Origin of the sequence: Halalkalibacter sp. AB-rgal2, from assembly GCF_041821005.1 — a bacterium.
Lineage (GTDB): Bacteria > Bacillota > Bacilli > Bacillales > Bacillaceae_D > Halalkalibacter.
Genome location: NZ_JBGUAV010000001.1, coordinates 264,405 through 290,552, shown reverse-complemented (window position 1 = coordinate 290,552; position 26,148 = coordinate 264,405). Strand labels below are relative to the sequence as shown.

Genomic DNA, 26,148 nt, shown 5'->3' with positions numbered 1-26,148 from the left:
CGATATTCTCATACAAGTGATTAATATAAATCCTATAGACTATAATTTAAATCGATTCATTTGTTCTTTTAATTCATTTGCTAATTTCGCTAATTCATCAGCGCTTTTTGTTACTTCCTCCATTGAACTACTTGATTGTTGTGCTGAAGCTGATACTTCTTCAATTCCTGCGGCTGATTGTTCAGAAATAGCTGCAATATCTTCAATAAATGTTCCAACTTCATAACTATTCTCCGTTAATAAGTGCAACTTCTTCGCTATTGCTTCCATTTTCGAAACCATTTGTGTAATCGATTCATTCATTTGTTTAAATGTCCCATTCGTCCGCTCTATTTCAGCTGTTCCTTCATATACGGTCTGATAACCATCTTCTAAGGAATGCGCAACATCATTTGATTCCAACTGAACAGCACGAACAATAGACGTAATATCCTCTACAGATCCAGTTACTTGTTCAGCCAACTTACGAACCTCATCTGCTACTACCGCAAAGCCTTTACCATGCTCACCTGCACGCGCAGCCTCAATTGCCGCATTCAAAGCTAATAGGTTTGTTTGCTCAGACACATCTTTTATAACTTGAACTAATGTTGATATTTCCTGAGATTTCTCATCTAACCCTCTAACCTTTTTAACAGCTTCATTTACCACTCGATCAATTTGTTTCATTTGTTCGACTGTACGTGACATATACAGACTTCCCTCCTCCGTCAACTGTCGGACGATATGAGAGTGATGAGTCACTTCTTCCCCATCTTTCTTCGCTTCCTGTATGTCTTGATTAAATTGATTCATTCTTTCTACCACATCTGTGGCACTGCTCGCCTGACGTTCGACTCCACTTGATAATTCTTCAATGGTCGCTGCGATCTGCTCACTTCCTTCTTTTACTTCTACCGCAAATTGTGTAAGTTGCTCACTTTGTGTATCAACATCATCGGTTGCACCTTTTACACCATCAACAATTGATGTGAGATCAGATTGCATATTGTTAACAGAATGAGAGAGCTCTGCTAATTCATCATTTCCGTTCAAGGCTAACTTCTCTCCAGTTAAATCCCCTTCTGCAATTTTCCCCATTTGTTCATTCACACGGGTAATCGTAGTAACAAAACGGTTTAGAAAGAAAATCATGCTTGCTAGTCCTATAATAATAGCTACAACAGTCGTTATAATGGTTGAGCGTAAGATATCATGTCTAATCATCGTTGCTAGCTGAGACATATCAAAATCCATCCCCGCAACTCCAATAATCGCACCTGATGAATCATGGATCGTGTTAGCAAGCGTAATCGTGGACTGGCCACTTGCTGTATCAATATATGGCTCAGTCCAAATAACGGATCCGCTATTCTCTATCGCGTCTATATACCAATCTCTTTCCCTCGGATCATACTGGCTTAAATCGACATCCTCAGATGGAATATTATCCAAGTACATTTCGCCTAATTCCGTTCCAACGTACAAATTAATTAAAAATGGATGATCTAATGAAATTTCGGATAAAAACTGCTCGTAAAATAGTGTTTTTTTTGGATCATTGCTATTAGGTAAATTAACATGATGCCCTTCTTGCTCATTATCAACTTCGATTATAGGCACCTGCATTTCTTCCATATTCGAAATATCCGTTAGTAAACTCTCATACTCTATGAATATATCTGAAAATTCAGAATTTATTTCCTCTAAATCCTCCTTTTCAATAACAGCCCGCTCTAATACATTCGTTTTTTGATACGAAAGGATTCCGACTATTAGAAGAGGAATCAATAATAGTAAACTCATAAACAAAAACATTTTAACCTTGATCGATCGTAACTTTTTCACTTGCTTACCCCCTACTATGATGTCAATGATGAATATTAGTTACAAAGACGTAGGCATAGTTTATCATATTTTTGCTTTTTTGTAGATATTCATTATATTCTGACTTTTCCCTTGTCACTTTAGTAGGAACATTCTACAATAAAGGATGTTCACTATACTTAACTATAAAAGGATGTCGATTATGTCTCAAAAGCATGCTAAAATCGTCAGCATTGTCTTATACACCGCACTTACTTTTTCAACATTTGGCTTATTGATGGATAATCAAGACTCGATCATGTTAATAAGTACTCTCTGTTTTGGGTTCATCATGATTCATTATATTCGATATTCTTTGCTTCGGCTCTCTTATATCACGTTTAAAAATTTATCATTAGTTGCTATCCAATGGGCTCTTGCATTCTTCATACAAAGCATAGACGGTACGTTCCTCCCCCAAATCTTTTTCTTTGTTTTACTATCAGAAGCTGCCTTTTCGTCTAAACGGACATTTAGCATTCCATTTTCACTGATCTGTTACTTTGGTTTTGTTGCTGGGGTGGCCATCCACTATCAGTTTCCACCTTTTTCTGAGATTGGCTTTGTGATTCCTCGCTCTTTAGAATACGGACTCTTTTGGGGATTTAGTTATATTTCTAGAACGGCTCTCCTCCAAAGAAATGAATTAAAGCAATCATATGAAAAGTTGAAAGAAAGTGCCATTAAGTTAGAAGAGAAAGCATTAGTTGAGGAAAGAATGCGTTTATCTAGGGAAATGCACGATACAATCGGACATACACTTGTGACAGCATCAGTCGGTCTCGAAAAAAGCAAGCAGCTTTTTCGATATCATCATCATGATGATGCGTTCATGCAGCTTAATCACGTGCACAATCATATTAAAATAAGCTTAGATGATGTTAGACGTGCCATTCACACCCTACATGTTCGTAAATCCTTTATTGACTTTGAGCAAAGCTTACACAATCTTATTAAAGAAACGAAAAAGAATGCTGGCGTTCATATTGACGTACACATCGATCCGATGCCACATTTAACACCCGAACAAGAACGAACCATTTATCGTGCCTTGCAAGAAGGCATCACAAACGGAATTCGTCATGGTCAAAGTACCCTTTTTGATTTTCAACTAACGGTTGACTCTAATACCATTACATTTCGTTTAGAGGATAACGGTACTTGCCCAGAGAAGATTCATTTTGGATTTGGCTTATCAGCAATGGCCGACCGTGTAGCGAGCATTAACGGGAGAATGACTGTAATGCAAACAGAAAAGAAACATGCGCTTCTTCAGCTAACGTTACCCCTTTAAACAAATAATAAGAGGGACATGGCGCTTTGAAAGGACATCATGCTATTAGACTAAAATGTCTAACTAGCATTAGGCAAAATGAAACTCTCTTAATAAAAATAGGCTTCACTTCCTAAGTAAATGAAGTGAAGCCTATTTTTATAAATATTGTAGTAAGGCTGTAGCAATTGAAAAGTAAATGAGTAGACCTAAAATATCATTAACTGTTGTAATAAATGGACCTGAAGCAATAGCTGGATCTAGCTTTAACTTATTGATAATAAGAGGAACCGTAGATCCGATAACAGTCGCAATACTTAACGTACAAAAGATCGAAAAACCGACAATGAGTGCCAGCACCCAATGCTGATGCATAATGGTGACGGTAATACTAAGGACAAGCATACAGATTAATCCTAGCATGATTCCAGTTCCAAACTCTCGTCTTATCATTTTAGCAATGGTCCCTTTTTTGATCGTTCCGAGCGCCAGTCCTCGAACAGCAACAGCTAATGATTGTGTTCCTGTATTACCAGCGGAGTCCATAATTAATGGGATAAATGCCGCTAACAAGACAATCTGCTCTAACGTATCCTCAAATTGCCCAATCACTTCCGCTGTAATCAATCCAAAGAACATTAACATAATAATCCAAGGTGAACGTTTTTTCGCGGCTGTTATCGCACTTACATTAACATCCGTCGCCCCTTTAGCCGCCGAGATTTCACCTAAATCCTCTGTCGCCTCTTCCTCAAGAATATCCATGACATCATCAACAGTAACAATCCCTAGCAGACGTCCTTGCGATGAAACAACTGGGGCAGCTAGAAAATCATATTTCTTAATCATTTTTGCTACTTCTTCCTGTCCCATATCGACAGGAACAGAAACAACTCTTGTACTCATCACAGTCTCAACCTTTTCATTCGCTGGAGCTGTAATCAAATCTCGTAACGACAGCACCCCTACTAGCTTACCTAGCTTATCAACGACATATAAATAATAAATCGTTTCTGCATCTGGACCTTGTTTACGTAGCTTTTCAATAACAGTAGCTGCCACATCCATTGATGATATACTAATAAACTCCTTCGTCATTACTGCTCCCGCTGTCTTCGGGGTATATGAAAGGAGTTCACGTACCTCTTTGGCTTCCTCCGCTTCCATCTGATCTAAGATAGCATTCGCTCTTGCTTCATCTAACCGAGATAAGAACATCGCCACATCATCTGCAAACATTTGATCAAACATTGATGTGAAATAGCGTTCATCCAATTCTGAGGCAATCATCTCTTGAACGTCAAACTCAAGACCTTCAAAAATTTCACCAAAGTCTGCCGGTGACAAGTATGCGTATACCCGTTTTCGATTGAATGGATCTACTTTCAGGAAAATTTCAACTTGATCCGTTCGGTGCAATTCTAAAAAACGCTCTCGAAATAAGGCCATTTCTTCATTTTCAAGTAAATCTAATATCTCTTTCTCGTATTGCGCACGGTTTGTTGAATCTAATCGTACCATCGTCTTCCTCCTCTTTATAGAGGGGTTTCCCTTATTAGGCTATGTGGAATGAACCCCTCCACATTTCTATTGTCTTCATTGAACAACTCTTAATCGACTCCGGTTCAGGACTCAGATCCATCCCACATCACCTCCATTTACGAAACTTGTAATTGTAAATCATCAAAAAGCACCTTCACGAATGAAGGTGCTAAATAACGTCAAAATAACGAACAACAAATACCTATAGCGGTATATTGTTACATTCAACTATTTCATCCTTCCTCCATTCGTAGAGCTTTAGCACTGTACGGCATAGGAATTAGTATTCCAGCTACATTAAAAATCACCTTATGTCGATGATTCCTGTTGACCCATTGGCGTCTTTGGACATTTTTGGGCAGTAGCATATCTCCAGCACAGGAGCCTCACCTAACGAGGTATTCAATTTCACCCTATGAATGATAGCAGACTAAAATTAAAACTGTCAAACTCTTTTATCTTAATAAGATAAGAAGGCTCCTCATTTATTGTTTGAATATTAGACGATTTATCAATAAGATATAAGAATGAATAGCCGTTACTTATTCTATGTACCATGCATTTGATTTGTGAGAATCATTTTATTTATATTTAAACAATTACTCAATGAGGTGGACATCTTGGTCAATCGATTTCAATCTTTTTTTTATGGCTGGATCATTGTTTTTATAGCCGGACTAGCCGTGTTTTTCTCAGGTCCTGGTCAAACATATTCGAATTCTATTTACATTACAGAATATATCGACCACTTCGGCTGGTCTAATACAGAAATATCTAGTATCTATTCCATTGCTACATTTTGTGCAGGGATTTTAATGATGTTTGTTGGTAGGATGGTCGATAAGATCGGTCAAAAGAAGATGTTGATCTTTGCTGGTGTCGCATTAGGGTTAGCTTGCTTTTATAATAGTATCGTTTCAAATATTTGGATGATGGCCATTGGTTTTTTCTTTATTCGCTTGTTTGGACAGGGCAGTATGACGTTAATTCCAAACACCCTTGTGCCCCAATGGTTCATCCAAAAGCGTGGGCGTGCGTTAAGCTTTATGGCAATCGGTGGTTTTGCCAGCGCCGCCTTTTTTCCATTAGCAAATGCGTGGCTTATTCAACGCTGGGATTGGCAAACATCTTGGCAAGTATGGGGTGCACTGCTTCTATTTTTGTTTGTTCCTCTTGTTATACTATTTGTCCGCAATAAGCCTGAGGACATTGGCCTCAAGCCAGATGGCTTGACTCTACGTAAGAATAAAAATCAAAAACAACCTATTCCTATAGCTGAAGTAGATTGGACGTTACAAGAGGCAAGAAAAACGTTAGCATTTTGGGCGCTCATTGTATGTGTTGGGATTCCGGCTCTCGTAAATACTGCAATCACGTTTCATCTAGTATCCATTTTTCGAGAAAATCACATCACACCTGAAATTGCAGCAACCGTTTTAAGTTTAATGGCCATTATCGGATTCCCAATCTCACTCATCTCTGGTTTCATTTTAGAAAAAGTCAAAACTCGGACTTTATTAATTGTTATATTTATTTTAGAAACAGTCTTACTTCTCCTCCTTCTTATCACCCAAAATGTGCTAACAGCTATTATATTTGGAGTCATTTGGGGAATGGCTAGTGGATTAGAACGTATTACAATCAATATTGTATGGCCCAACTACTTTGGCCGTAAATATTTAGGAAGTATTAAAGGAGTCGCCGTTACAGTAACCGTGGTCGCTTCTTCATTTGGACCATTACCGCTCGGCGTTGGTTATGATGTATTACAATCATATACACAAGCTCTAGTTCTCATTATGCTCTTTCCTATCATTGGATTAATTGCAGCTACTTTAGCAAAAAAGCCTGTAAAGGAAGTTGACTCGACAAGATCGAAGTATGTAGCTCCGTAATTTATTTTAGCCGTTGAGAACGTGGTGTTCTCAGCGGCTTCTCAAATCCAATGTTTCTCTATTTTTTGATGGGGAATATATCGAAGTAGGTGGTGAGTATGATAAACGCAGATGTCTGTATCATCGGTGGAGGAGTTACTGGTCTTTCACTTGATCTACGTTTAGTACAAGCGAATATTCGCGTTGTTGTCGTAGAACGTGAATAAGAAAGCAGTCACTTATACAAAGGAAGAATTAATTCAACCAAAAACTATCCATCCTTGAAAAACTTTCGTGTACTAAAAGATATATTACATATTGAAAGACCGTTAGTTCCTAATCGAGCGAGCGAACTTAATCAGAAAGGCCAAACTTTATTAGACAGATAGCCTAACGTGCCTTTATAACTCTTGAAAAGCAACTGAAGATAACAAAAAAGCTTCAAGGTCAACTCTTCAAACCTCATGAAGATTACCCGTGGAGGTTCAAAGAATAGGAGGAGGCATAAATGAAGGTAAAAGAATACAAGCGGCTATGGCAGGCACGATCATGGATGAAGAAAAATGAAGCGTTTTTGCCGACATGGCACGCTCACTTAGGTTATTCACTCAAATTATTTGATCACTTCGGCAAAGCTACAACAATAGATGAAGTAGCTCAACAAGGGTTTAACAAAAAACTTCTCACACGTTGGGTTGAAGTTGGTTTAGCTGTAGGTCATTTAAAAAAGTGTCGCAGAGGAAAGTGGAAAACAAAACGGAAAATTTTACGCTATTTATCTAAGGACAGCCCTGATTCCATCGGCATTTTACTAAAAGAAATGATGGAATTGCATATCCCGACTTTGCTTTCTTATCGTGACTTAATGGTAGGAAATGATGTGGATTTGCTGGAACGAAATTACGAAAATACAGTAGCTGAAACATCACGTTTGCTTGAAACACTTGCATTTCCAAAAGTATATCACTTAATCAAAAATGAAAAGATACAGTCTGTACTAGATTTCGGTTGCGGTCACGGTGGCTATTTAAAACGAATTCATGAGAAAAATAACGCTCTACAACTAACCGGAATTGAAATTGATGAGCAAGTAGCAAAGAAAGCTCGTAGCTCTTGTAAAGAAGCGTCCATTATGATAGAACAAAGAGACTTAATGACCTATCAAGCTCACAAACCTGTTGATCTAGTCATGATGAATAATCTCCTTTATTATTTTTCAACAGAGGATCGGGCTCGCCTTTTTAAGCAAGCATCTAAAGCTTTATATCCTAAAGGCTTTTTGACCATCATGTCTCCTTTAAACGGAAAAGAAAATATTCAACCCTTCACTTCAGCTTTTAATAGTTTTATGTCTGCACATGAACAGATGTTTCCAATACCTACAAAAGAGGAGTTGACTGAATATGGAAAAAATATAGACTTTCAGCTCAAACAAATAAAACCGATTATTAAAGAAGGTGGCTGGTATGTAATTGTTTTTCAAAAAGAAAAATAAATTTGACAAACTGAACTCCCTCCTATAACATAAAAGAAAATCAACGTCTAAACAAGAAAGGGTGACCCGGATAGATGAAGTTCTAATCCTATTTTTGAATGTAGAATAGAATGAGTTTACGTATACTTCGACTAAAAGCGACGACCGCTTTTATGAATTTGTGCGTGCTCTTCGATTCTTTGATTCAGAATAGGATTAGAATGAAACAGACACCTGTTTCTTCTCTATTCGGCATGTGTACCTTTATGCCTCCTATTCTGATCCTGTCAGATAGGAGGCTTTTTCATGTCTCCTACCATCGGCACTAAAAAAGGTCAATTTACTTTTTCAGTCGCCTCTTAAGCACATAAGGAGCTGGATATATATGCTATTACTTGAAGGGCATCAAATCGTCATTGAAATACAAGGAAATACATTATTAAAGGCGGAGAAATTAACGATACATCAACAGGATCGAATTGGATTAATCGGTAAAAATGGCACTGGAAAATCGACCTTGCTACACATACTTGCTCGTAAACAGAAGCCTACTAAAGGAACCATTAACTCTGATGTTACAACATTCCTTCTTCCTCAGCTTAAAGAAATGGTTGATGGAAAAAGTGGTGGTGAAATGACTCAAGCCTATATTCAACAAGCCATACAAGAATCGCCAACTATTCTTTTTGCAGATGAACCAACCACTCACTTAGACAAAGAACATATTGAATGGCTTGAGCAGAAACTACGAAATTGGTCTGGAGCGTTTGTCATTGTTTCCCATGACCGTGCGTTCCTCGATCAATTATGTACGACCATATGGGAAATTGAAGATAGTAATCTTAACATGTATAACGGAAACTATTCGTCGTACATCGAACAAAAGGATCATCGTAGATCTCATCATCACGAGGAATACGATAAGTATATGAAAGAAAAGAATAAGCTTGAACGTGCCATCGCAGGCAAAGAAAAACGTGCTGCAAAAGCGACGAAGAAGCCAAAGAATGTAAGTCGTTCAGAGGCCAAAATAACTGGTGCAAAACCGTATTTCGCCAAAAAACAAAAAAAGCTTCAGCAAACCGCTAAAGCTCTTGAAACCCGGTTAGAAAAGCTCGAAGAAATTGAAAAGCCTAAAGATTTGACCGAACTAAAAATGGAAATACCGAACCAAGAAGCCTTCCACGGGCGGATGATCATTCGAGTTGAACAGCTAGTAGGACAAATCGATAACCGAACTTTATGGAGCAAGCAATCGTTCTTTATTTACGGTGGAGAAAAAATAGCGATCATTGGAAAAAATGGAAGTGGTAAAACAACCTTACTCAACCAATTGATCTCACCAAATAAAGAAGTATCCATATCACCAGCTGTCATCGTCGGTTATTTAAGCCAGCACCTTTCCCTTCTACAAACGAAGGAAAGTATTTTAATGAACGTGAAGGAAACCTCAAAACAAAGTGAAACACTCATTCGAACCGTCTTAGCACGACTCCATTTTTTAGGGCAGGACGTTCATAAGCCTGTGCATGTATTAAGTGGCGGCGAACGAGTCAAAGTAGCTCTTGCTAAGCTATTTGTCAGTCATTGCAATACGTTGATTTTAGATGAACCGACTACATTTCTTGATATTGAAGCCGTTAAAGCATTAGAAGCTCTCTTACAGGAATATGAAGGAACCGTTCTATTCGTATCTCATGACCGCCAATTCATTAAGAGCGTTGCTACAAAAGTGATTGAGATTAACCAGAAGAAGCTTCATTTCTTTGCTGGAACGTATGAGGAATATCAAGCTCACAAAGAAAGACCTACACAAAACAGCGATGATCGGAAATTAATCATTGAAACACGGATTACAGAGATACTAAGCTTACTAAGTATAAGCCCTTCTGATCAATTAGAAAAAGAGTTTCAACAATTATTAGCTGAAAAGAAAAAGTTGTAAGAGAAGCTATGAAGTTGGTAGACAGATTTTCAGTTTGGATGAACGTATTTTACTTTCACGTACGGACTCGACGTCACCAGCGAATTTACTTAAACAGCAAACTTTTCACAAATTTCATCTTAAACCCAGACAAGTCAATAAGGAAAACGCGATAGGGAGGGCACCAAAAAAGTTTGCTTTTTAACTTCTTGGTGCCCTTTAAGTTAAAAAAACTGCCATTGAAAAGGGAGTTCCTTTATCAATGGCTATTTCTTCAGTCTAGATGGTCTTTTTAATTTCCTTCAATAGTGCTTGACATCCATCTAACACTAGATCATACGTCTCCTGAAAATCATTTGTGTAATAGGAATCTGGCACATCCTTCTTATGCTCTGTCAAATCGAGTAACCGAATAACCATCACACCCTCTGGCTCACCTATCACTCGCTTAATATTTGTCAGATTGCTTTCATCCATTGCGACAATATAATCAAATGCTTTTGCATCTTCTTTTTGCAATTGTCTTGCTTTCATGCCTTCAGAAGAAATCTTGTATTCTGTTAGCTTGGCTAGTGTCCCTTTGTGAGGTCGCTTCCCAACATGCCACGGCCCTGTACCTGCAGAATCAATAACAATTTGGTCACTTAACCCTTCTTGCTCTACTAAATGACGAAATACAGCTTCTGCCATTGGTGAGCGACATATGTTGCCTAAGCAAACAAATAACACATGAATCATTCGTACTCACCTCTTCATTATGCCTACCTTTGTTCTAAACGAGCAATTCGATCATTTAAATCAGGGTGAGAGGAGAACAGCTTCATCACATTCCCTTTTCCGCTAATTTTCATTGTCTGCACAGCCGAATCATCCGTATGATCATTCACATTTGCACGTTCAATATGCTGCTGTAATGAACGTAGTGCATGAGCCATTTTATCTCTTCCTGCCAAATCAGCTCCACCTTGATCGGCATGGTATTCGCGATATCGTGAATACGCATTAACAACCAAGCTCCCAAGGATCGAGAACAAGATTTGGAAAATAATTATCGCCGCAAACCGAACAATCCACTGTAGTTCAGAACGAACTAAACGCGAAACCAAAATCGCCGCAATACGTGAGAAGAACACAACAAACGTATTAATCACACCCTGTAGTAGCGTCATCGTGACCATATCGCCATTTACAACATGAGCGACCTCATGGGCAATGACCCCTTCAACCGCATCATCATCCATCACATTCAGCAAGCCTGATGAAACAGCGACTAACGATCTTTTCTTTGATGGACCTGTTGCAAAAGCATTCACTTCTGGTGATTGATAAATACCTACCTCTGGCATATGAACTAAACCTGCAGCTCGTGACAATCTATGTACCTTCTCGACAACCGCTCGCTCTTGGGCAGTCAGGCTTCCATCTGGATCTAGCACCTTCACCCTCATCATCTTTTTCGCAACGAAGCGTGACATCGCAAGTGAGATGAATGCTCCTGTGAAACCTACCAATATACTAAATACCATTAGCGAACCATAATCAATTCCTAACCCCCCACTACCATCTTCAAAAGAACCACTAATTCCCGTGTATCTCGTAATTAACGACCAGACAATAACAATCGTTGTCATGACAAGAATATTCGTAATAATAAACAGTAATACTCGTTTCCCCACTGCCTTCTCCTCCTAAGTAATTATAATCTGTTCATATTGTAACATGATTTCCATTAACAAGCTTATGACTTTTAGCCTTCTTACATAAGTCAATGGACCTAAATCCATTCGCTAGACATTCACTTTAAGTATTTTATCCTTCCATCTCATACTCCAACAATTCTGATACCGTTTGAAATGTATAACCTAATTCCTCTAATTCCGTCACAATTCCTTCTACAGCTTTCAATGATTCAATTCTGCTCTCATACATGACATGGAGCAAAATAATGGAACCAGGTTCGATTTGTTCAACAACATGTTCAACAATAAGATCCGCGTCATCTGCCACATCCGGATAAGATTCAGGCTCAATACTCCACATAATGGTTTTACGATCACCCTTAGATAAATAATATGGAAGAAACACAAGCTTTTTGCCATAAGGAGGACGAAAATGGATGTCACCCTCATAGCCAATCGAGCGAATCAGCTGATCTGTTTGCTCAACTTCAATTTCTATAAATGATGGAGATTTGAAAACCATTCGTGGATGAGAATATGAGTGATTCCCTACCTCATGCCCTTCCTCTACGATTCTCTCTGCCGCAGCAAAATCTTGCTCAATTTCTAACCCTGTCAAATAAAAAGTCGCTTTGATCCCTTTCGCATTTAAAATAGCTAAAATATCATCCGTAAACTCCCCTGGTCCATCATCAAACGTCAAAGCAACGACTTTGTCATCTGTGTCCACTTTAGGAACAATATTTCCAAATAACTGAACACTTCTAGCACTAGAAAATTCATTTAAGCTATAACCTATTCCCATCATAACAAGTAAACTCACACTGAGAACCACTATGCTCTTTCTTTTCATAATTCTTCCTCCCCCCCTTTTTTTCGATCTATTATTTCACATAATTGATATAAAAAGCCCATTCCTCTAAGCTGTTCCTTGATAATATAATCCAAATAAACTAAAGACTCCTTCGTTTTTTTAATCGCTTCAGCAATATTATTTTGATCCATCTCCTCTAATACTTCTCGCACAGTTTCTAATGATTTCACCGCTGTCTGTAGCGACCTAATAACAAGGAGTTTACGAAGATCTGGTGCATAATAAATCCTATAACCATTTTCACCATCTCTCTTTGGTTTGATTAGCCCTTCCTTCTCCCAATGCCTTAATGTTGAAACTGGAACACCAATCTGCTCAGCGGCTTCTCCAATTGTATACGTTTTTTTCTTAAAAGCTGGAACATTTTCACCACTTTCATCTCTTTCCAGTATAGCAAGAGCTTGCTCAGCTTTCTTTTTATGATTATGCATGTCCACTTGGACGTTATTGACAATCCATAATGCCTCCGTAATGCGCGCTTCTTGAATGAGTGGCATTACTTCTCTAATAACATTCATCCCAAAACCTGTATTCATTGCCCGGATACATTCAAAATAGGCAACATGTTCGTCTGTGTACTCTCGATAACCATTTGAAGCTCGCTTTACTTTTGGTACAAGCCCCCATGATTCATAATGACGAAGTGCACTTGTACTGATCTTCAAACGTCGTGCTACTTCAATAGGCCTTATCATCTCACCACCCCCATCCTTATTGTAAAACCTTAAATCTACTTGACGGATTAATATTTATTATATCATGAAAAATCTTTAAAACCTTAGCACTTGCATTAATGTTATAAGATGAAGTGGTAATGACAAAAGGAGGGAATCATTTGAAAGATTCAATTATTATTCAAAGAGCACGAGAGCATAACTTAAAAAGCATTTCACTGCAAATCCCCAAAAATCAATTAGTTGTACTAACTGGACCTTCTGGCTCAGGCAAATCAACACTTGCGCTAGACACTCTACAAAGAGAATGTCAACGTCAATACATGGAATCGATGGGCATGACAACAGACTCTGTTAGTAAACCAAAAGTCGACTCTATTACAGGTCTCTCACCATCTATTAGTATTAATCAACATGTCACAAACCGTAACCCACGATCCACAGTAGGAACGATCACAGATATGTATACATTCTTACGTGTACTTTACGAGAAATTAGGTGAAAGGTCTTGTCCTAGTTGCGAAAATACTATACATCCAATCATCGACAAAGAGGAATTTGAAGATCATCCATTCAAGCAATATCAAACTTGCCCCCACTGCAAACATCGGTTTGAAAAATTAACACGTAGTCATTTCTCATTTAATAAACCTGAAGGAGCATGTCTCTCATGTGATGGACTTGGACACGTTGCAGAATTGCAAACTAGCCTAGTTTTTAATGATAATCAGACTATTCAAGACGATGGTGTCACCATTTGGAAGGGGCAATTACGTGATTATCAAATAAGTATCCTACAAGCAGCTACTCGCTATTATGAGATTGATATTGATTTAACCCTTCCATTGAAACAATGGAACACTCTTCAAAAGGATTTGCTCTATTACGGTGTAGAAAGTGCGGCTTTTATGGCTCATTTCCCAGATAAACAACCACCTAAGACAGTAGGCCAAGGAAAATTCGAAGGGGTACTTACAAGTATTTGGAGGAGGTATAAGGAAAAAGGCGGACTATCCGGTGAAGCACAGCTATTTTATACAAAAACATGTCCTACTTGTAACGGGGAGCGCTTAAAATCAGAAGCACGAAAAGTAAAGATGTGTGGACAATCTATTACAGCTTTAGCTAACCGATCTCTTGAAGAGGTGCTTCAATGGTTAAATGAGCTTAAGCAATCACTTTCGACTGATCACTATGACTTCACGGAAACGATTATCCATGATTTTAAAACTAAATTAACAAGGATTATGAAGGTTGGTTTAGGATATCTAACCTTAGATCGCCAAACCATTACGTTATCTGGAGGTGAAGCACAGCGGCTACGCTTAGCGATAATTCTCGGATCAGGTTTAACTGGAGTCTTATACATTTTAGATGAGCCAACTGCCGGTCTCCATCCAAAAGATACAGATGGACTCATTACGATTATGCAGCATCTACGAGATTTAGGAAACACAGTTCTCTTAATCGAGCACGATCGTGATGTTATGAGAAGTGCTGACCATATTATTGATATCGGACCTGGTGCTGGGAAGTTTGGCGGAACGATCGTTGGTGAAGGAAGTCCAACTGAAATTATTAATCAACCATCTTCCATTACAGGCTCATACCTTAAACATACCACTCAATCACCTGATCGAAGTCAATACAGACAAGGCGACGGTCATTATCTTACTATCCACCATGCCACTAAACATAATTTAAAAAACATTACTGCCAAATTCCCACTCCAATGCTTTATTGCTGTAACTGGAGTGTCTGGCTCAGGAAAATCCAGCTTAGTATTTGACATCCTTTCAACAATTTCAACAAAAGGATCAACAGGTTACGAAAGAATCACAGGCCTTGAACATATTAAGAATTTAGTTACAGTTAGCCAAGCACCACTTACAAGAATGCAACGATCGAATGTTGCAACATACACAGATGTCTTTTCATTTATTCGTCACGTCTATGCTGCCCTTCCTCTCGCAAAAGAATGCGAACTCAAACCAAAGGATTTCTCCTTTAACACCGTTGGGGGAAGATGTGAGCCTTGCCAAGGCCTTGGTTTTGTAACGACAAATATGCACTTCTTACCTGATGTAGAAGTGACTTGCCCTGCCTGCAAAGGAAAAAGATTTAAAGACCAAATTTTAAGCGTTACATTTAAAGGCTATTCAATATCCGAGTTATTAGATATGTCTATTGCCGAAACTCAAGCTCTCTTTCAAGACCATAAAAAAATAGCACCTATTATTAATCTTCTATGTGAAATTGGACTCGGTTATTTAAACTGGGGACAATCTGTAACAACACTATCTGGAGGGGAAGGTCAAAGATTAAAGCTAGCAAAAGAATTATATAAACAGAAAACTGGTCATACATTGTATATACTCGATGAGCCAACAACCGGATTACATCAAAGTGATATTAAGCAGTTACTTCTCCTCCTAAATCGACTTGTTGATGCAGGAAACACCGTAATCGTTGTCGAACATACTATCGAAGTTATAGCACAAGCAGATTGGATCATTGACATGGGTCCTGAAGGAGGGGAACGTGGCGGTGAAATCGTTGTACAAGGTACACCTAAACAAATCGCACTTACACCTCAATCCTATACAGGTCGTTATTTAAAATCGAGCCATAAGCAAACAACATAATCTCATCTTTAAAATGAAGGAGCCCTTAAATGGATAACGAACAAAACAACAGTCTCAAACCTTTTTTCTCTTTAATCTTTTCAACAAGTATACCAAAGCTAGCGTTAACACTTGGCTTAGTAGGGAGCTTCATTACAACATTAGTTGGCCTTTCCATTCCATTATTAACTCGCGAAATGGTCGATGGCTTCTCAGCCGAATCCCTTAACCTTACCTTAATTGGGATCATTGCGCTTGTTTTCATCATACAAGCCGTTATTGACGGCTTCTCGACATACTTACTTGCCTATGTCGGGCAGAAGATTGTCGCTTCTCTGCGACAAAGAATGTGGTTTAAACTTCTACGCCTCCCTGTCCGATATTATGATAAAAAAACAAGTGGAGAAACGGTTAGCAGGGTCGTCAATGACACAGGCATCGTGAAGGATTTGATTTCTCAACACTTCCCTCAATTTGTTACTGGGATTATTACGATTATTGGTGCGGTAATCATTCTATTCATCATGGACTGGAAAATGACATTACTTATGCTTATTTCCGTTCCTATTACAATTAGCATTATGGTTCCACTAGGTAGTCGAATGGCGAAGATTTCTAGAGGGTTACAAGACGAAACAGCTACCTTCACAGGAGGTGTTCAACAAACATTAAGTGAAATCCGTCTAATGAAAGCATCTAACGCAGAGCAGATGGAAGAAAAGAAAGGCATGTCTGGAATTGAAAAGTTATTAAAATACGGTCTACGAGAAGCACGTATCTTTGCTCTTATTGCTCCATTTATGTATTTAGTTGTCATGATCGTCATTGTTGTCATCATTGGATATGGTGGTATTCGAGTAGCAGATGGTTCAATGACTACAGGCTCACTCGTTGCCTTTCTTCTTTATCTATTTCAAATTATTTTCCCTATCACATCCTTTACGATGTTCTTCACACAGCTTCAAAAAGCAAAAGGAGCCACTGAGCGTATTGTAGATATTCTTGATATCAAGGAAGAAGAGGGACAAAATGTCGGAATCGACATGGATATTACAAACGAACCGATCTCTGTCGAAGATGTATCGTTTTCTTATACGGAGAATGAGCCCGTTTTACATCACGTTTCATTCCGAGTAGAGCCAGGTCAAATGATCGCGTTTGCTGGACCGAGTGGTGGTGGGAAAACAACGATGTTCGGACTCCTCGAACGGTTTTATGAGCCGAATACAGGATTGATTAAAATTGGACATACACCTATACAGCAACTTTCTATGAAATCATGGCGCAGTCAAATCGGTTACGTCTCACAGGACAGTCCGATGATGGCTGGGACCATCCGTGCAAACCTTTGCTATGGTTTAGATCATATGAAAGACATTGATGATAGCAAGCTTTGGGAAGTAGCAAAAATGGCCTTCGCTGATGAGTTTATCAAACAATTCCCAGACCAGCTGGAAACAGAGGTCGGAGAAAGGGGCATAAAGCTTTCGGGGGGACAACGGCAACGAATCGCGATCGCAAGGGCTTTTTTACGTGATCCAAAAATATTAATGATGGATGAAGCAACAGCGAGTTTAGACAGTCAATCAGAGGGAATCGTTCAACAAGCTCTCACACGCCTTATGGAAGGGAGAACAACCTTTGTTATTGCCCACCGATTATCAACCATCGTCAATGCCGATCAAATTATCTTTATTGAAAAAGGGGAGATCACAGGTATTGGTAGTCATCAGGAGTTGGTCGCTTCTCATACACTTTATCGAGAATTTGCAGAGCAACAGCTGACATAATGCTCAAAAGAGACTAGGGAGGAGGCGGGACACAAGCTCATGATCATGCGCTCCATGCGGTTCCTCATTCCTCTATTCTCTCTCTATCTCGCATTTTCATATTGTTACGGTTCCTCATTCCTCTATTTTAGTTTTTCTTACTCAAATTAGCCTCATTTTGCTCGAATAGCGGAATGAGGATTACCATTCCTTCTCGGACAAGGGTCTTTTCGCCTTTTAGCGGAAAGAGGTTCACCAATTGAACGTCCCTTTACCTGAAGCTCTTTTGATGCAGTCTCTTTTATGCACTTCTTTAATAAATCACCTTCCAATTCTGATTTACTTCAACAAGTAATTCCCCCTCTCTTTTCAAGTCTTCAACAAGTAGCTCTACCATATCCCGATTGTAATCTTTGATGATTTTATCCTTGCCAAACATATAGTATCCTCCTGAACCACTCGCGCGATAACTGCTTGTAACGACTTCATAAAGTCCATTCTTTAACGGCTCTCCATCAAGTGATAAGTCCACCACTCTCTCGCCAATCGGACGTCTCAAATCAATCGTATACTCAATCCCCTCCCACATGTCATAATTATAGCTTAGTAGACGTGGCCTCTCCCAATCTGAGTTAATATACACTTGTCCATTTTCATGAACCATTAAAAAAGAAGCAGATACTTCTAACGCTTGACGAATATCCTCGCTTGTTAATTCAACAACGGCAAGGGAGTTAGGATATGGGTAGAGCGCATGAACATCACGACGACTAACCGCTTCATTTATATCGAGTGTATCTGGACGTAGCAATGAAGTACAAGCAATAGCTGCGCCTGTATGCTTCATCATTGCTCGATTGATCCATTCAATAAAAGGATGCTCTTGAAGCCACACATCATGTATTGGATCCTCTATGGCTACTCTATGAGAAACTGTGGCAATTTTCTCATCTAACCATTCATCCACTTCTAACTCGATTGGCTTTAACATACTCACAATCGTATCATCAGGCATACACAAATTTATCGGAATTAACTCCGCAATAACCTTTTGAATACTAACTTCATTTCCTTCTTTTCTAACAGTCAAGTCCACTTTGCCAACAAATTCAGCCTGAGTTCCCGGTTGCAGCATCGCTTTCTGCTCCTCTGTTACAACTGCATATTGTAAATGCTGGTGTCCCGTCAACAGCACATCGACACCTTCAAGAGCTTGAAGCTCGTTTGCTTGGTTTTCCCCCGTATGTTCAGCGATCTTTTTATTCGTCACCGGATCATATTCAAACCCTCCATGATAAGAAACAATGACAATATCACTTTGCTCCTCCTCCTTTAAAAAGCGAACCCATTCCCTCCCTTTATCTACGGGATCAAGAAAATCAAATGCTTCTATATGACGATCTGATTCCCAATGAGGAATATACTTTGTCGTTAATCCTAATACTGCAACCTTCACACCATCAAACTCCTTTATCATATAAGGCTGTCCAAAATAAGGTTCATTCGTCCCTTTTTTCACAATGTTAGCAGATAGCCAAGGAAAAGAAGATTGAGATACGACTTTGTCTAGCCTTTCCTTCCCATAATTAAACTCATGATTTCCTAGCACAGCAGCATCATACTGTAAATAATCAAGTACTTGTACGATCGGATTCAGTACTTCCGTTTCAGTCATCGCATAATGAGCAAAGGGAGTCCCTTGAATTAAATCTCCATTATCAATTAACAATACATGTTTATTCAATTTTCGTTCAGCCTGGATATATGTAGCAGCTTTCGCCATACCTTTTTGGTCATCTTTCGTTTTATCTACATGGTTAACGGAAGAGATTTTCCCATGAACATCTGATGTTGCTAAAATGACAATTTCTATTTCTTTCATCACTTAATCACCCTTTCGACATTTAACCATTTACAAGCTTAGCTCTCATACGATTTGAAAACCACTCGACCATTAAGATGAGAATGACAAGTCCTATTAATATAGACCCTACCTCTGACCAACGATAACTATTCATCGCGAATATAAGAGGAGCGCCAATCCCGCCCGCACCAACTAAACCAAGTACAGCTGCATCACGCAAATTCATATCGAAACGATAAATCATAATAGAGAGATAAATCGAAAATAATTGTGGAATGATTCCATTGAAACTTATAGACATCATACAAATCAACTATTAATGTGCTATTAAGAAGAGTTTAAGTTTATGTAAATCAAGTAGTTTCACATTTCAAAATGATAGATTCCACATAAATAATCATTCGATATCCATCAATTCATAAATGAAAAATGCACCGCCATTCATATGCGATGCATTTCCCAACATTTAATCAGCTTGAATACGATTAGTCGTTTTCACAATCGAATCAAGAGCAAGTGAACGATTTAGATGATCCTTTGATTGATCACGTAAAACCCGAGCATAAACCTTATTTTCATAATAACCTGTTGTTTGTGCCACCTCTAATAGTTGCTGTGGCCAAGTTCCCGCCCAAGAATATCCTAATCTTCTTTCCTCTTCTATTTCGTCTAAATTATGCTTAATTACACCATCTCTACCTGAAAATATTGGGAGATCCGTTCCAATTTGATAAAAACGATACCATACTGTACTCCCTGAATGATCCAAAAAGTAAGGATATGTTCGATTATCATAACGAGTATTCTCTATTCTCACTTGATCAAAATAAGACAGGGCACTACTCACCGCCGTTTGAACCTCTTCTGTTTGCTCAGGTCTAGCCATTAACCAACGGATCACAGGTATTGACTCACTCGCCGTTATCGATGGATGTTCATAACTTCGGCCATGTTGCGGTTCATACGTAACAGGATCATGCTGCTGCCCCCATGCTGTTAATTGACCATCTACTTCAATTTGTGCTTTTAATATATAATCTAATGCTAACTCAATAGAAGACTCCATCTCTTGAATGAACTCATCATTCACTACATCTGTATGGAATGGTTCTTCTCTATTTACCACCTCGTCAAACAATTCAAGTACATTTGTCATGGCCGCATCATTGAACGTCACATAATTTGAATACCATACTGAGCTAGATTCATCAGCGCCCCTTTGTGGGTAAACTTGCCTTATGCCACCAGATGGATATTGCAGCTTAAATAAAAATTCAAAGCCTTGATCAACACTTTCCTTAAAACGTGGGTCACCTGTCATATTATAAGCAGCTGCAACGGTTCTTATTTCATTAATCGTTGCATCATTATCAATTGTTCCTAGCTCGACACCATTGGAAACCCATTCAGATCGCGATTCAACCCCGTCCCACTCTCGCGTATAAATATGTGGGAAGTTCTTCGTCCAACCTCCGTGCTCCATTTGCCATGTAATCAAGTTATTAGCCTGATCCACAATGTCTTGGTTATAGGAATCATCCGGAATGTGTTCAATCGCTGCAACCTTGGCATCATTCGTTAGCGCATGCTCCAATTCATACAATAAAACGCTGTAACCTAGTTGGTTCACACCAATACTAGCTTGCGTCACTTCAAGCTTGCTTAGTTGTGGATTTAATGTAGCCCATGCACCTGCTCCATATGCCACTTCGATATCATATGGACTAATTTCCTCAAAGAAGCCATTTAACGTGACTGCTATTGTTGTTGGGCTTAGTGCATCCACGCCTATAATACGAACCTCTTGATCTCCCACTTGGGAATATTCTTGAATCTTCTCAATGATTAGTTGTAAATTCTGAAAGGTAAGGGGCTTATTAGGGTTAAACGTTTTATTTGTATGTGGCTCTAATAGCTCACTAGCAATGACTGCACCAATGGCTCCTTTCACTAATTCATCTTGTCTATTCAAATCGCGAAATTGGTTCGCTGTCTCAGTATCCTCATCTAACTGTAAAGCGTTGGCAATCATAAACGCCGCCTCCGCTCTTGTAATAGGCTTGTTTACATTGATCGAATTCATGTCCTCTAAATATCCAGCCTTATGTGCAGCTTGCAGTACATAGAGATACCACGAATTTTCTCCTACACCCCAATCCTGTGAAAAAGGGACAGGATCAACCCCTTTAAAGGTCACTTCATTCGTATAGCCAAAAAGGGAATTAATCGCCGCCAAAAACTGTAGCTTCTTTACAGGTTGATTTAATTGCTTCGATTGCTCAGTAAGCAATAGCCCTTCTTCATGCCAACGTTTAATAGGCTCTTCATTGAAACGCTCCTCCAATGGAACGACTGGATAGCTAGGGGCATCTGGTTGTTCCCCTTCATCATAACCTTCAATCACCTTTAAAACATCAATATTAGGTCCTCCCTCTGGCCCTACACCAGTGAGTCGGATTGTATGCACTCCCTCTGCCAATTCCACTACCATCTCAGAAGTCCCCCATGCATTCCAAGCTCCCGTAGATTCAAAGGCTAATTCAGCTTCTACTACTTCATCATTTACGCGTACTTCACCAGGCCGATTTAAGAAGGCACCATGGGCATAACGAAATTGTAGTGTATACAGCCCATCTGTAGCAATCTCCACATCCCACTCGACATAGCCTCCAGGTACATTAGGAGTGAACTGAATAAAAGCATCTCCAGTATACCCTTGATGATTATCGTTCAGAATAAACCCTTCACCTTTTGCGTCCTCTGCATGATAAATGGCTTCCTCTGCATTTACAGACCCTACCACTATCAACATTAGAAAAACAAGCAAACTTATTCGTATTGAACCTTTTAATCTGTTTACCATAAAGAACAGCTCCTTTCATTTTTTATTCAAGTCAATTGTAAACGTTTTCATTTTACAAATGTTGATCGAAGGAGCCTCTATTCTTTACATATATTGTTCTACTAACCTTTTATCCTATGTTTATCCCGGTAAGTTGATGGTGAGATTCCTAAATGTTGCTTAAAAACCCGACAAAAATGAGCATGGTTGGAGTAACCTACTTTTTTTCTAATGTTATTTACGTATTCATCGGTTTCGATAAGAAGTCTTTTAGCTTCATTTACCCTGACTGCGCTAATATATTGGACTACTGTACAACCTGTCCATCTACTAAATATGCGACATAAATGCTGCTCACTAATATGAAATTCTTTAGCTAATTGTTGTAATGAAAGGTCTTTTTCAAGTTGATCATATATATATTTCATAACTCTACTAATAAGTATTTCTGAAGGCTGATTATGATGAATATTTGCGGAACTATCACTTTGTTTTTCATATAATCTTTTACTTAAAATAAGTAATTGAATAAGCAAAGCTTGAATATACAAAGAGGATTCACAACGACGCTCATTGTACTCATATAATAGAATTTCTACTATTTTATAAAATCTCATCGTATCTTGATCACTTAATGTCACAACGGTTGGACTTTTACGAAAAAGAATATTAATTAAGTACAAAGCATGATGAGGAATAAATGACTCTCTAAAATTCATTACAATTCGATAATAGTTATCGTTATTAAGAGTGGCCGTTCTATGGGCAATATGACGATTAATAAAGACTAAACTTTGCTCTTTAATCGGATAATGAGTATTGTGTACTATATAAGCTCTTTCACCCTTAATAAGAAAGTAAATCTCAAAATCATCGTGCAAATGATACGTTCTCATTTCTCCTTTTGAAGATCCGTCAGGCTCAGAATGAATATAAAAAGAATGCTCCCTTTGTGAAAAATTAATATTTTTGACCATCAGTAGCCTCCTTCATTATATGTAGGTACCTTTTTAATCAGTATATCATTTCTCATTTTAACAAAGCTGATCATTTAACATAAAAAAATGTCCCATTAGGAAATAACCATAATGAGACATCTTGTTCTATTAAAATGTATGATTTACCATTCACCTCCTCAGTCTTTGCTCCGCTGTATCAAGCTTAGAATCAACTGAAATATGTGCTGTTGCATTTGCCAAACCGAACTTGGGCATATTGACATAAATTGATTCCGAGCTACCTTTTGGTACTACATAGGTTTCATGATAAAAGCCAACTGCTGAGTTATTTCGAGCTCTCTTATTAAAGGATTTCCACGCTGGGAGATGGAGATCGCCTCTCGCATACGTGAATAAATCCTTTTCTGAACGCCAATATTGCAATAAATACGTCGTACGCAAACCTGTAAAGCTTTCCATCGACAAGCAGCCTAACTCTTTATTCGTTGCTAACTCCCTCATCATTGGGGGCATTGCTACAAACACTGGCAACCACTTATGAACTGCCCACCACTGATTGACTCTCATCCCAATCATGAATACGACAATATCCTCTTGATTATCAGCCGTAAAACGTCCCGGATAAATTGATTTCCCCACGGTTAACTCCTCCTCATCAGCTTTTTGATAATGTACGAATCGTTTCTTCACACCATTCAATTACAGCGTTTGTCGTCCTTTTTCCATAATCAAGTGTAATGAGCCAATAGTGTTCATCATCAAGCCCCGTTGAATAGCTTTGAATCATCTTTTCAATTGTTTGATACACAGCAAAACGTTCTTTGTGTAAGTGTAAATACGAACTTAGTTGTTCAATGGAATAGTTCTTTTCCACGTTACGACTGAAAAAAAGCTTTAGAAGTAATTCATTTTTTTCTACGGGAATACTTACAATCGGTCTTTGCAGCCAGTCACGTAGCTCTTCTTGCCCCTTTTTCGTAATAGAATATTCCTTCTTCTCACGCTTGCTTCCATCATCAACGACGTCTGACTCTTCTGCTAATCCCTCATCTACCAACACCTTTAGCATCGGATAAATTTGACCATAGCTTACTTTCCAAAAATAGTTCAAGCTCGTATCGATCATTTTTTTCATCGAGTACCCTGACCGACAATGTGTCGTCAGTAAGCCTAAAATGACGTACTTCGTATAATTTTCTTTTGACATCCAACCACCTATCTTTTTGATATATCATTTAGATACATAATACTTTAATCTGAACATTTTGGCAACTATTTCTTTTAGATTCAGTTCCGTATACTCCCCATACAAATAGTGAAGCTTAGTGTTAAATCTTTCTACACTAAGCTTCACTATTTTCTATGCACCGTAAATATGAACCATAGAATCCTACTCCAAAAAAGATTCACGATCTCTTAAGCTATATTGGACTCTTGCTTCATTCGTAGCCTTTCTACTTTCATCTCGATTCTATGAAATGACCGAACCGCAAGCCACATTTGAATCATCGCTTGTACACTTCCTAAGAAAAATAGAGCAGAAGCAGGGTATGAAAACATGACATAATAAATCGCCGATTGGCTAATGATCATACCTCCTGAGAAGTGTATATTTGAAAGACTCATAATAAAAGCATTTTTGATAATGATTAATAATGGAACTTTATAGTGAATATATAATGGAAACACATGAGTAAGTGTGACAATATAAAGGAAAGCGATTAAATAAAAGGAAAATATAAAAATGATACTTACACTCTCTACATTCGCTTGTATAACAAGAAAGTTGGCATACAGAACAGCTCCAATCGATACAAGTATCCACCCTAATAGATTTCCTCTCAGCTTCTCTGCTTTTAAAACATTCATAAATGTTTTAAAAATCGGTAATTCTTCCTCGCCATTCAACCACTTTTTACAAATTGTCAGCATTGCAATGGTAGAAGGGAAAAAGCCAAAGATAACAAGACCTACTAAGCTAAAAAGGATCCATAATCCATTCAAATATGCCATTTTGAAAATCCAATTAAAGATAGACATCAGCTTATTCATAAGCACATTACCTTCCATATTTTCTCCCTTCACTATTTACTCTAACCTTTCACTCCACCAACTGTTAATCCGGAAATAAAATAACGCTGGAAAAACAAAAATAAAACAATAACCGGTATAACTGTCATGACAGAGCCGACAATAAGCACATCGTAATTGTTGCCATATGGTGTTAATAATGTAGCTAAACCGATCGGTAATGTAAACATATTATTTGAACGTAAAACAACTAACGGCCAGAGAAAGTTATTCCAGCTTGCTAATCCTTGAAGAATCGCCATTGCGGCAAAAGATGGGAGCATTAACGGTGCCATAATCCTGTAGTAGATACCATACTCTGTACAGCCATCAATCCTAGCGGACTCCATTAATTCCTTCGGTAGTCCCACAGCATATTGTCGAAAGAAGAAAACCGCTACAGGCGCTACAACCATTGGCAGAATAACAGCTAGATAACTATCAATTAAGCCGAGTGTTGTCATTAAACGGTATAATGGGAGCATTAATATTTCGAATGGTACCATAAGTATTAAAAGCACTAAAATAAATATCGTATTCCTTCCTCTGAATTGATAAACGGCTAATGCATAACCGACCATTGATGAAAAAAACAAAGAGAGGACGATCGTTAATGCCGAAATGAAAATACTATTTACATACCACTGCCAATAGTTACCCGATTGTGTGAAAATATAAGCATAGTTTGAAAAATTTAACTGATCCAATGATATTGCCAATGTGATTCCATTTCGCATTAATTCTGAAGATGGTCTAAATGAAGAAACGACAAGTGCTAATAATGGAAAAACTGCAAGAAAGGCTACAACCGCAATCACAACAATTAAGATTGTCGAAAACACCTTACGCTTCGTAGTCATC

At 38.4% G+C, this 26,148-nt stretch carries 20 protein-coding genes, 1 pseudogene and 1 riboswitch; of the genes and pseudogenes, 7 read left to right on the top strand and 14 right to left on the bottom strand.

Features of this window, described 5'->3' with window-relative positions; genetic code table 11:
* Positions 1-39: 39 nt before the first annotated feature.
* Positions 40-1,827, bottom strand: coding sequence for a methyl-accepting chemotaxis protein (locus ACERJO_RS01310; RefSeq protein ID WP_373646354.1), 1,788 nt, complete (start codon positions 1,825-1,827; stop codon positions 40-42).
* Positions 1,828-2,008: 181 nt separating this feature from the next.
* On the opposite strand from ACERJO_RS01310, the gene ACERJO_RS01305 reads away from it, so the two are divergent.
* On the top strand, positions 2,009-3,139 hold the full coding sequence (locus ACERJO_RS01305) for a sensor histidine kinase (RefSeq protein ID WP_373646353.1): 1,131 nt from the start codon (positions 2,009-2,011) through the stop codon (positions 3,137-3,139).
* A 138-nt stretch (positions 3,140-3,277) separates the two neighbouring features.
* Here ACERJO_RS01305 and mgtE read toward each other — a convergent pair whose 3' ends face one another.
* On the bottom strand, positions 3,278-4,639 hold the full coding sequence (gene mgtE / locus ACERJO_RS01300; protein ID WP_247105303.1) for a magnesium transporter: 1,362 nt from the start codon (positions 4,637-4,639) through the stop codon (positions 3,278-3,280).
* A gap of 256 nt (positions 4,640-4,895) precedes the next feature.
* A riboswitch (M-box (ykoK) riboswitch) is annotated at positions 4,896-5,065 on the bottom strand.
* Positions 5,066-5,280: 215 nt separating this feature from the next.
* On the opposite strand from mgtE, the gene ACERJO_RS01295 reads away from it, so the two are divergent.
* From ACERJO_RS01295 to ACERJO_RS01280, 4 genes are all read left to right on the top strand, one after another.
* Entirely contained in the window at positions 5,281-6,555 is a 1,275-nt protein-coding gene (locus tag ACERJO_RS01295; protein ID WP_373646352.1) for an MFS transporter, read from the top strand.
* Positions 6,556-6,653: 98 nt separating this feature from the next.
* The gene (locus tag ACERJO_RS01290) at positions 6,654-6,761 is read left to right on the top strand and encodes an FAD-dependent oxidoreductase (RefSeq protein ID WP_247105301.1); all 108 of its coding nucleotides are present in this window, start codon (positions 6,654-6,656) and stop codon (positions 6,759-6,761) included.
* Between the two features lie 326 nt (positions 6,762-7,087).
* On the top strand, positions 7,088-8,029 hold the full coding sequence (locus ACERJO_RS01285) for a class I SAM-dependent methyltransferase (protein WP_247105300.1): 942 nt from the start codon (positions 7,088-7,090) through the stop codon (positions 8,027-8,029).
* Between the two features lie 364 nt (positions 8,030-8,393).
* Positions 8,394-9,953, top strand: coding sequence for a Vga family ABC-F type ribosomal protection protein (locus ACERJO_RS01280; protein WP_373646351.1), 1,560 nt, complete (start codon positions 8,394-8,396; stop codon positions 9,951-9,953).
* Between the two features lie 258 nt (positions 9,954-10,211).
* On the opposite strand, the gene ACERJO_RS01275 is transcribed toward ACERJO_RS01280, so the two are convergent.
* From ACERJO_RS01275 to ACERJO_RS01260, 4 genes are all read right to left on the bottom strand, one after another.
* The gene (locus tag ACERJO_RS01275; protein WP_373646350.1) at positions 10,212-10,670 is read right to left on the bottom strand and encodes a low molecular weight protein-tyrosine-phosphatase; all 459 of its coding nucleotides are present in this window, start codon (positions 10,668-10,670) and stop codon (positions 10,212-10,214) included.
* Positions 10,671-10,693: 23 nt separating this feature from the next.
* The gene (gene htpX / locus ACERJO_RS01270; protein WP_247105298.1) at positions 10,694-11,608 is read right to left on the bottom strand and encodes a protease HtpX; all 915 of its coding nucleotides are present in this window, start codon (positions 11,606-11,608) and stop codon (positions 10,694-10,696) included.
* Between the two features lie 133 nt (positions 11,609-11,741).
* Positions 11,742-12,464, bottom strand: coding sequence for a polysaccharide deacetylase family protein (locus ACERJO_RS01265; protein ID WP_247105297.1), 723 nt, complete (start codon positions 12,462-12,464; stop codon positions 11,742-11,744).
* Positions 12,461-13,180, bottom strand: a complete 720-nt coding sequence (locus tag ACERJO_RS01260) for a MerR family transcriptional regulator (RefSeq protein WP_247105296.1) — start codon at positions 13,178-13,180, stop codon at positions 12,461-12,463. The genes ACERJO_RS01265 and ACERJO_RS01260 overlap by 4 nt, the downstream gene beginning before the upstream one ends.
* Positions 13,181-13,320: 140 nt before the next feature.
* Between ACERJO_RS01260 and uvrA the strand changes: the two genes are divergently transcribed.
* Positions 13,321-15,804 carry an excinuclease ABC subunit UvrA gene (gene uvrA, locus ACERJO_RS01255; RefSeq protein ID WP_373646349.1) on the top strand — a complete coding sequence of 828 codons (2,484 nt, stop codon included), beginning with the start codon at positions 13,321-13,323 and terminating at the stop codon, positions 15,802-15,804.
* Between the two features lie 29 nt (positions 15,805-15,833).
* Positions 15,834-17,573 (top strand): ABC transporter ATP-binding protein, encoded by a 1,740-nt coding sequence (locus ACERJO_RS01250; RefSeq protein WP_373646348.1) that lies wholly within the window; start codon positions 15,834-15,836, stop codon positions 17,571-17,573.
* A gap of 292 nt (positions 17,574-17,865) precedes the next feature.
* On the opposite strand, the gene ACERJO_RS01245 is transcribed toward ACERJO_RS01250, so the two are convergent.
* The 8 genes and pseudogenes from ACERJO_RS01245 to ACERJO_RS01210 form a co-directional block, all read right to left on the bottom strand.
* Positions 17,866-19,434, bottom strand: coding sequence for a bifunctional metallophosphatase/5'-nucleotidase (locus ACERJO_RS01245; RefSeq protein ID WP_373646347.1), 1,569 nt, complete (start codon positions 19,432-19,434; stop codon positions 17,866-17,868).
* A gap of 22 nt (positions 19,435-19,456) precedes the next feature.
* A pseudogene (locus ACERJO_RS01240) lies at positions 19,457-19,699 on the bottom strand (PhnE/PtxC family ABC transporter permease); the annotation flags it as partial.
* A 183-nt stretch (positions 19,700-19,882) separates the two neighbouring features.
* Positions 19,883-22,279, bottom strand: a complete 2,397-nt coding sequence (gene pelA / locus ACERJO_RS01235) for a pectate lyase (RefSeq protein ID WP_373646346.1) — start codon at positions 22,277-22,279, stop codon at positions 19,883-19,885.
* 101 nt (positions 22,280-22,380) lie between these two features.
* Positions 22,381-23,235: a helix-turn-helix transcriptional regulator gene (locus ACERJO_RS01230; protein ID WP_247105288.1), complete on the bottom strand. Its 855-nt coding sequence runs from the start codon at positions 23,233-23,235 to the stop codon at positions 22,381-22,383.
* Positions 23,236-23,385: 150 nt separating this feature from the next.
* A complete protein-coding gene (locus tag ACERJO_RS01225; protein WP_247105287.1) occupies positions 23,386-23,856 on the bottom strand; it encodes a DUF4188 domain-containing protein in 471 nt (156 codons plus the stop codon).
* 16 nt (positions 23,857-23,872) lie between these two features.
* Entirely contained in the window at positions 23,873-24,424 is a 552-nt protein-coding gene (locus ACERJO_RS01220) for a PadR family transcriptional regulator (RefSeq protein ID WP_373646345.1), read from the bottom strand.
* Positions 24,425-24,633: 209 nt separating this feature from the next.
* On the bottom strand, positions 24,634-25,269 hold the full coding sequence (locus ACERJO_RS01215; protein WP_247105285.1) for a YesL family protein: 636 nt from the start codon (positions 25,267-25,269) through the stop codon (positions 24,634-24,636).
* Positions 25,270-25,310: 41 nt separating this feature from the next.
* A complete protein-coding gene (locus ACERJO_RS01210) occupies positions 25,311-26,147 on the bottom strand; it encodes a carbohydrate ABC transporter permease (protein WP_247105284.1) in 837 nt (278 codons plus the stop codon).
* Between the last annotated feature and the right edge of the window lies 1 nt (position 26,148).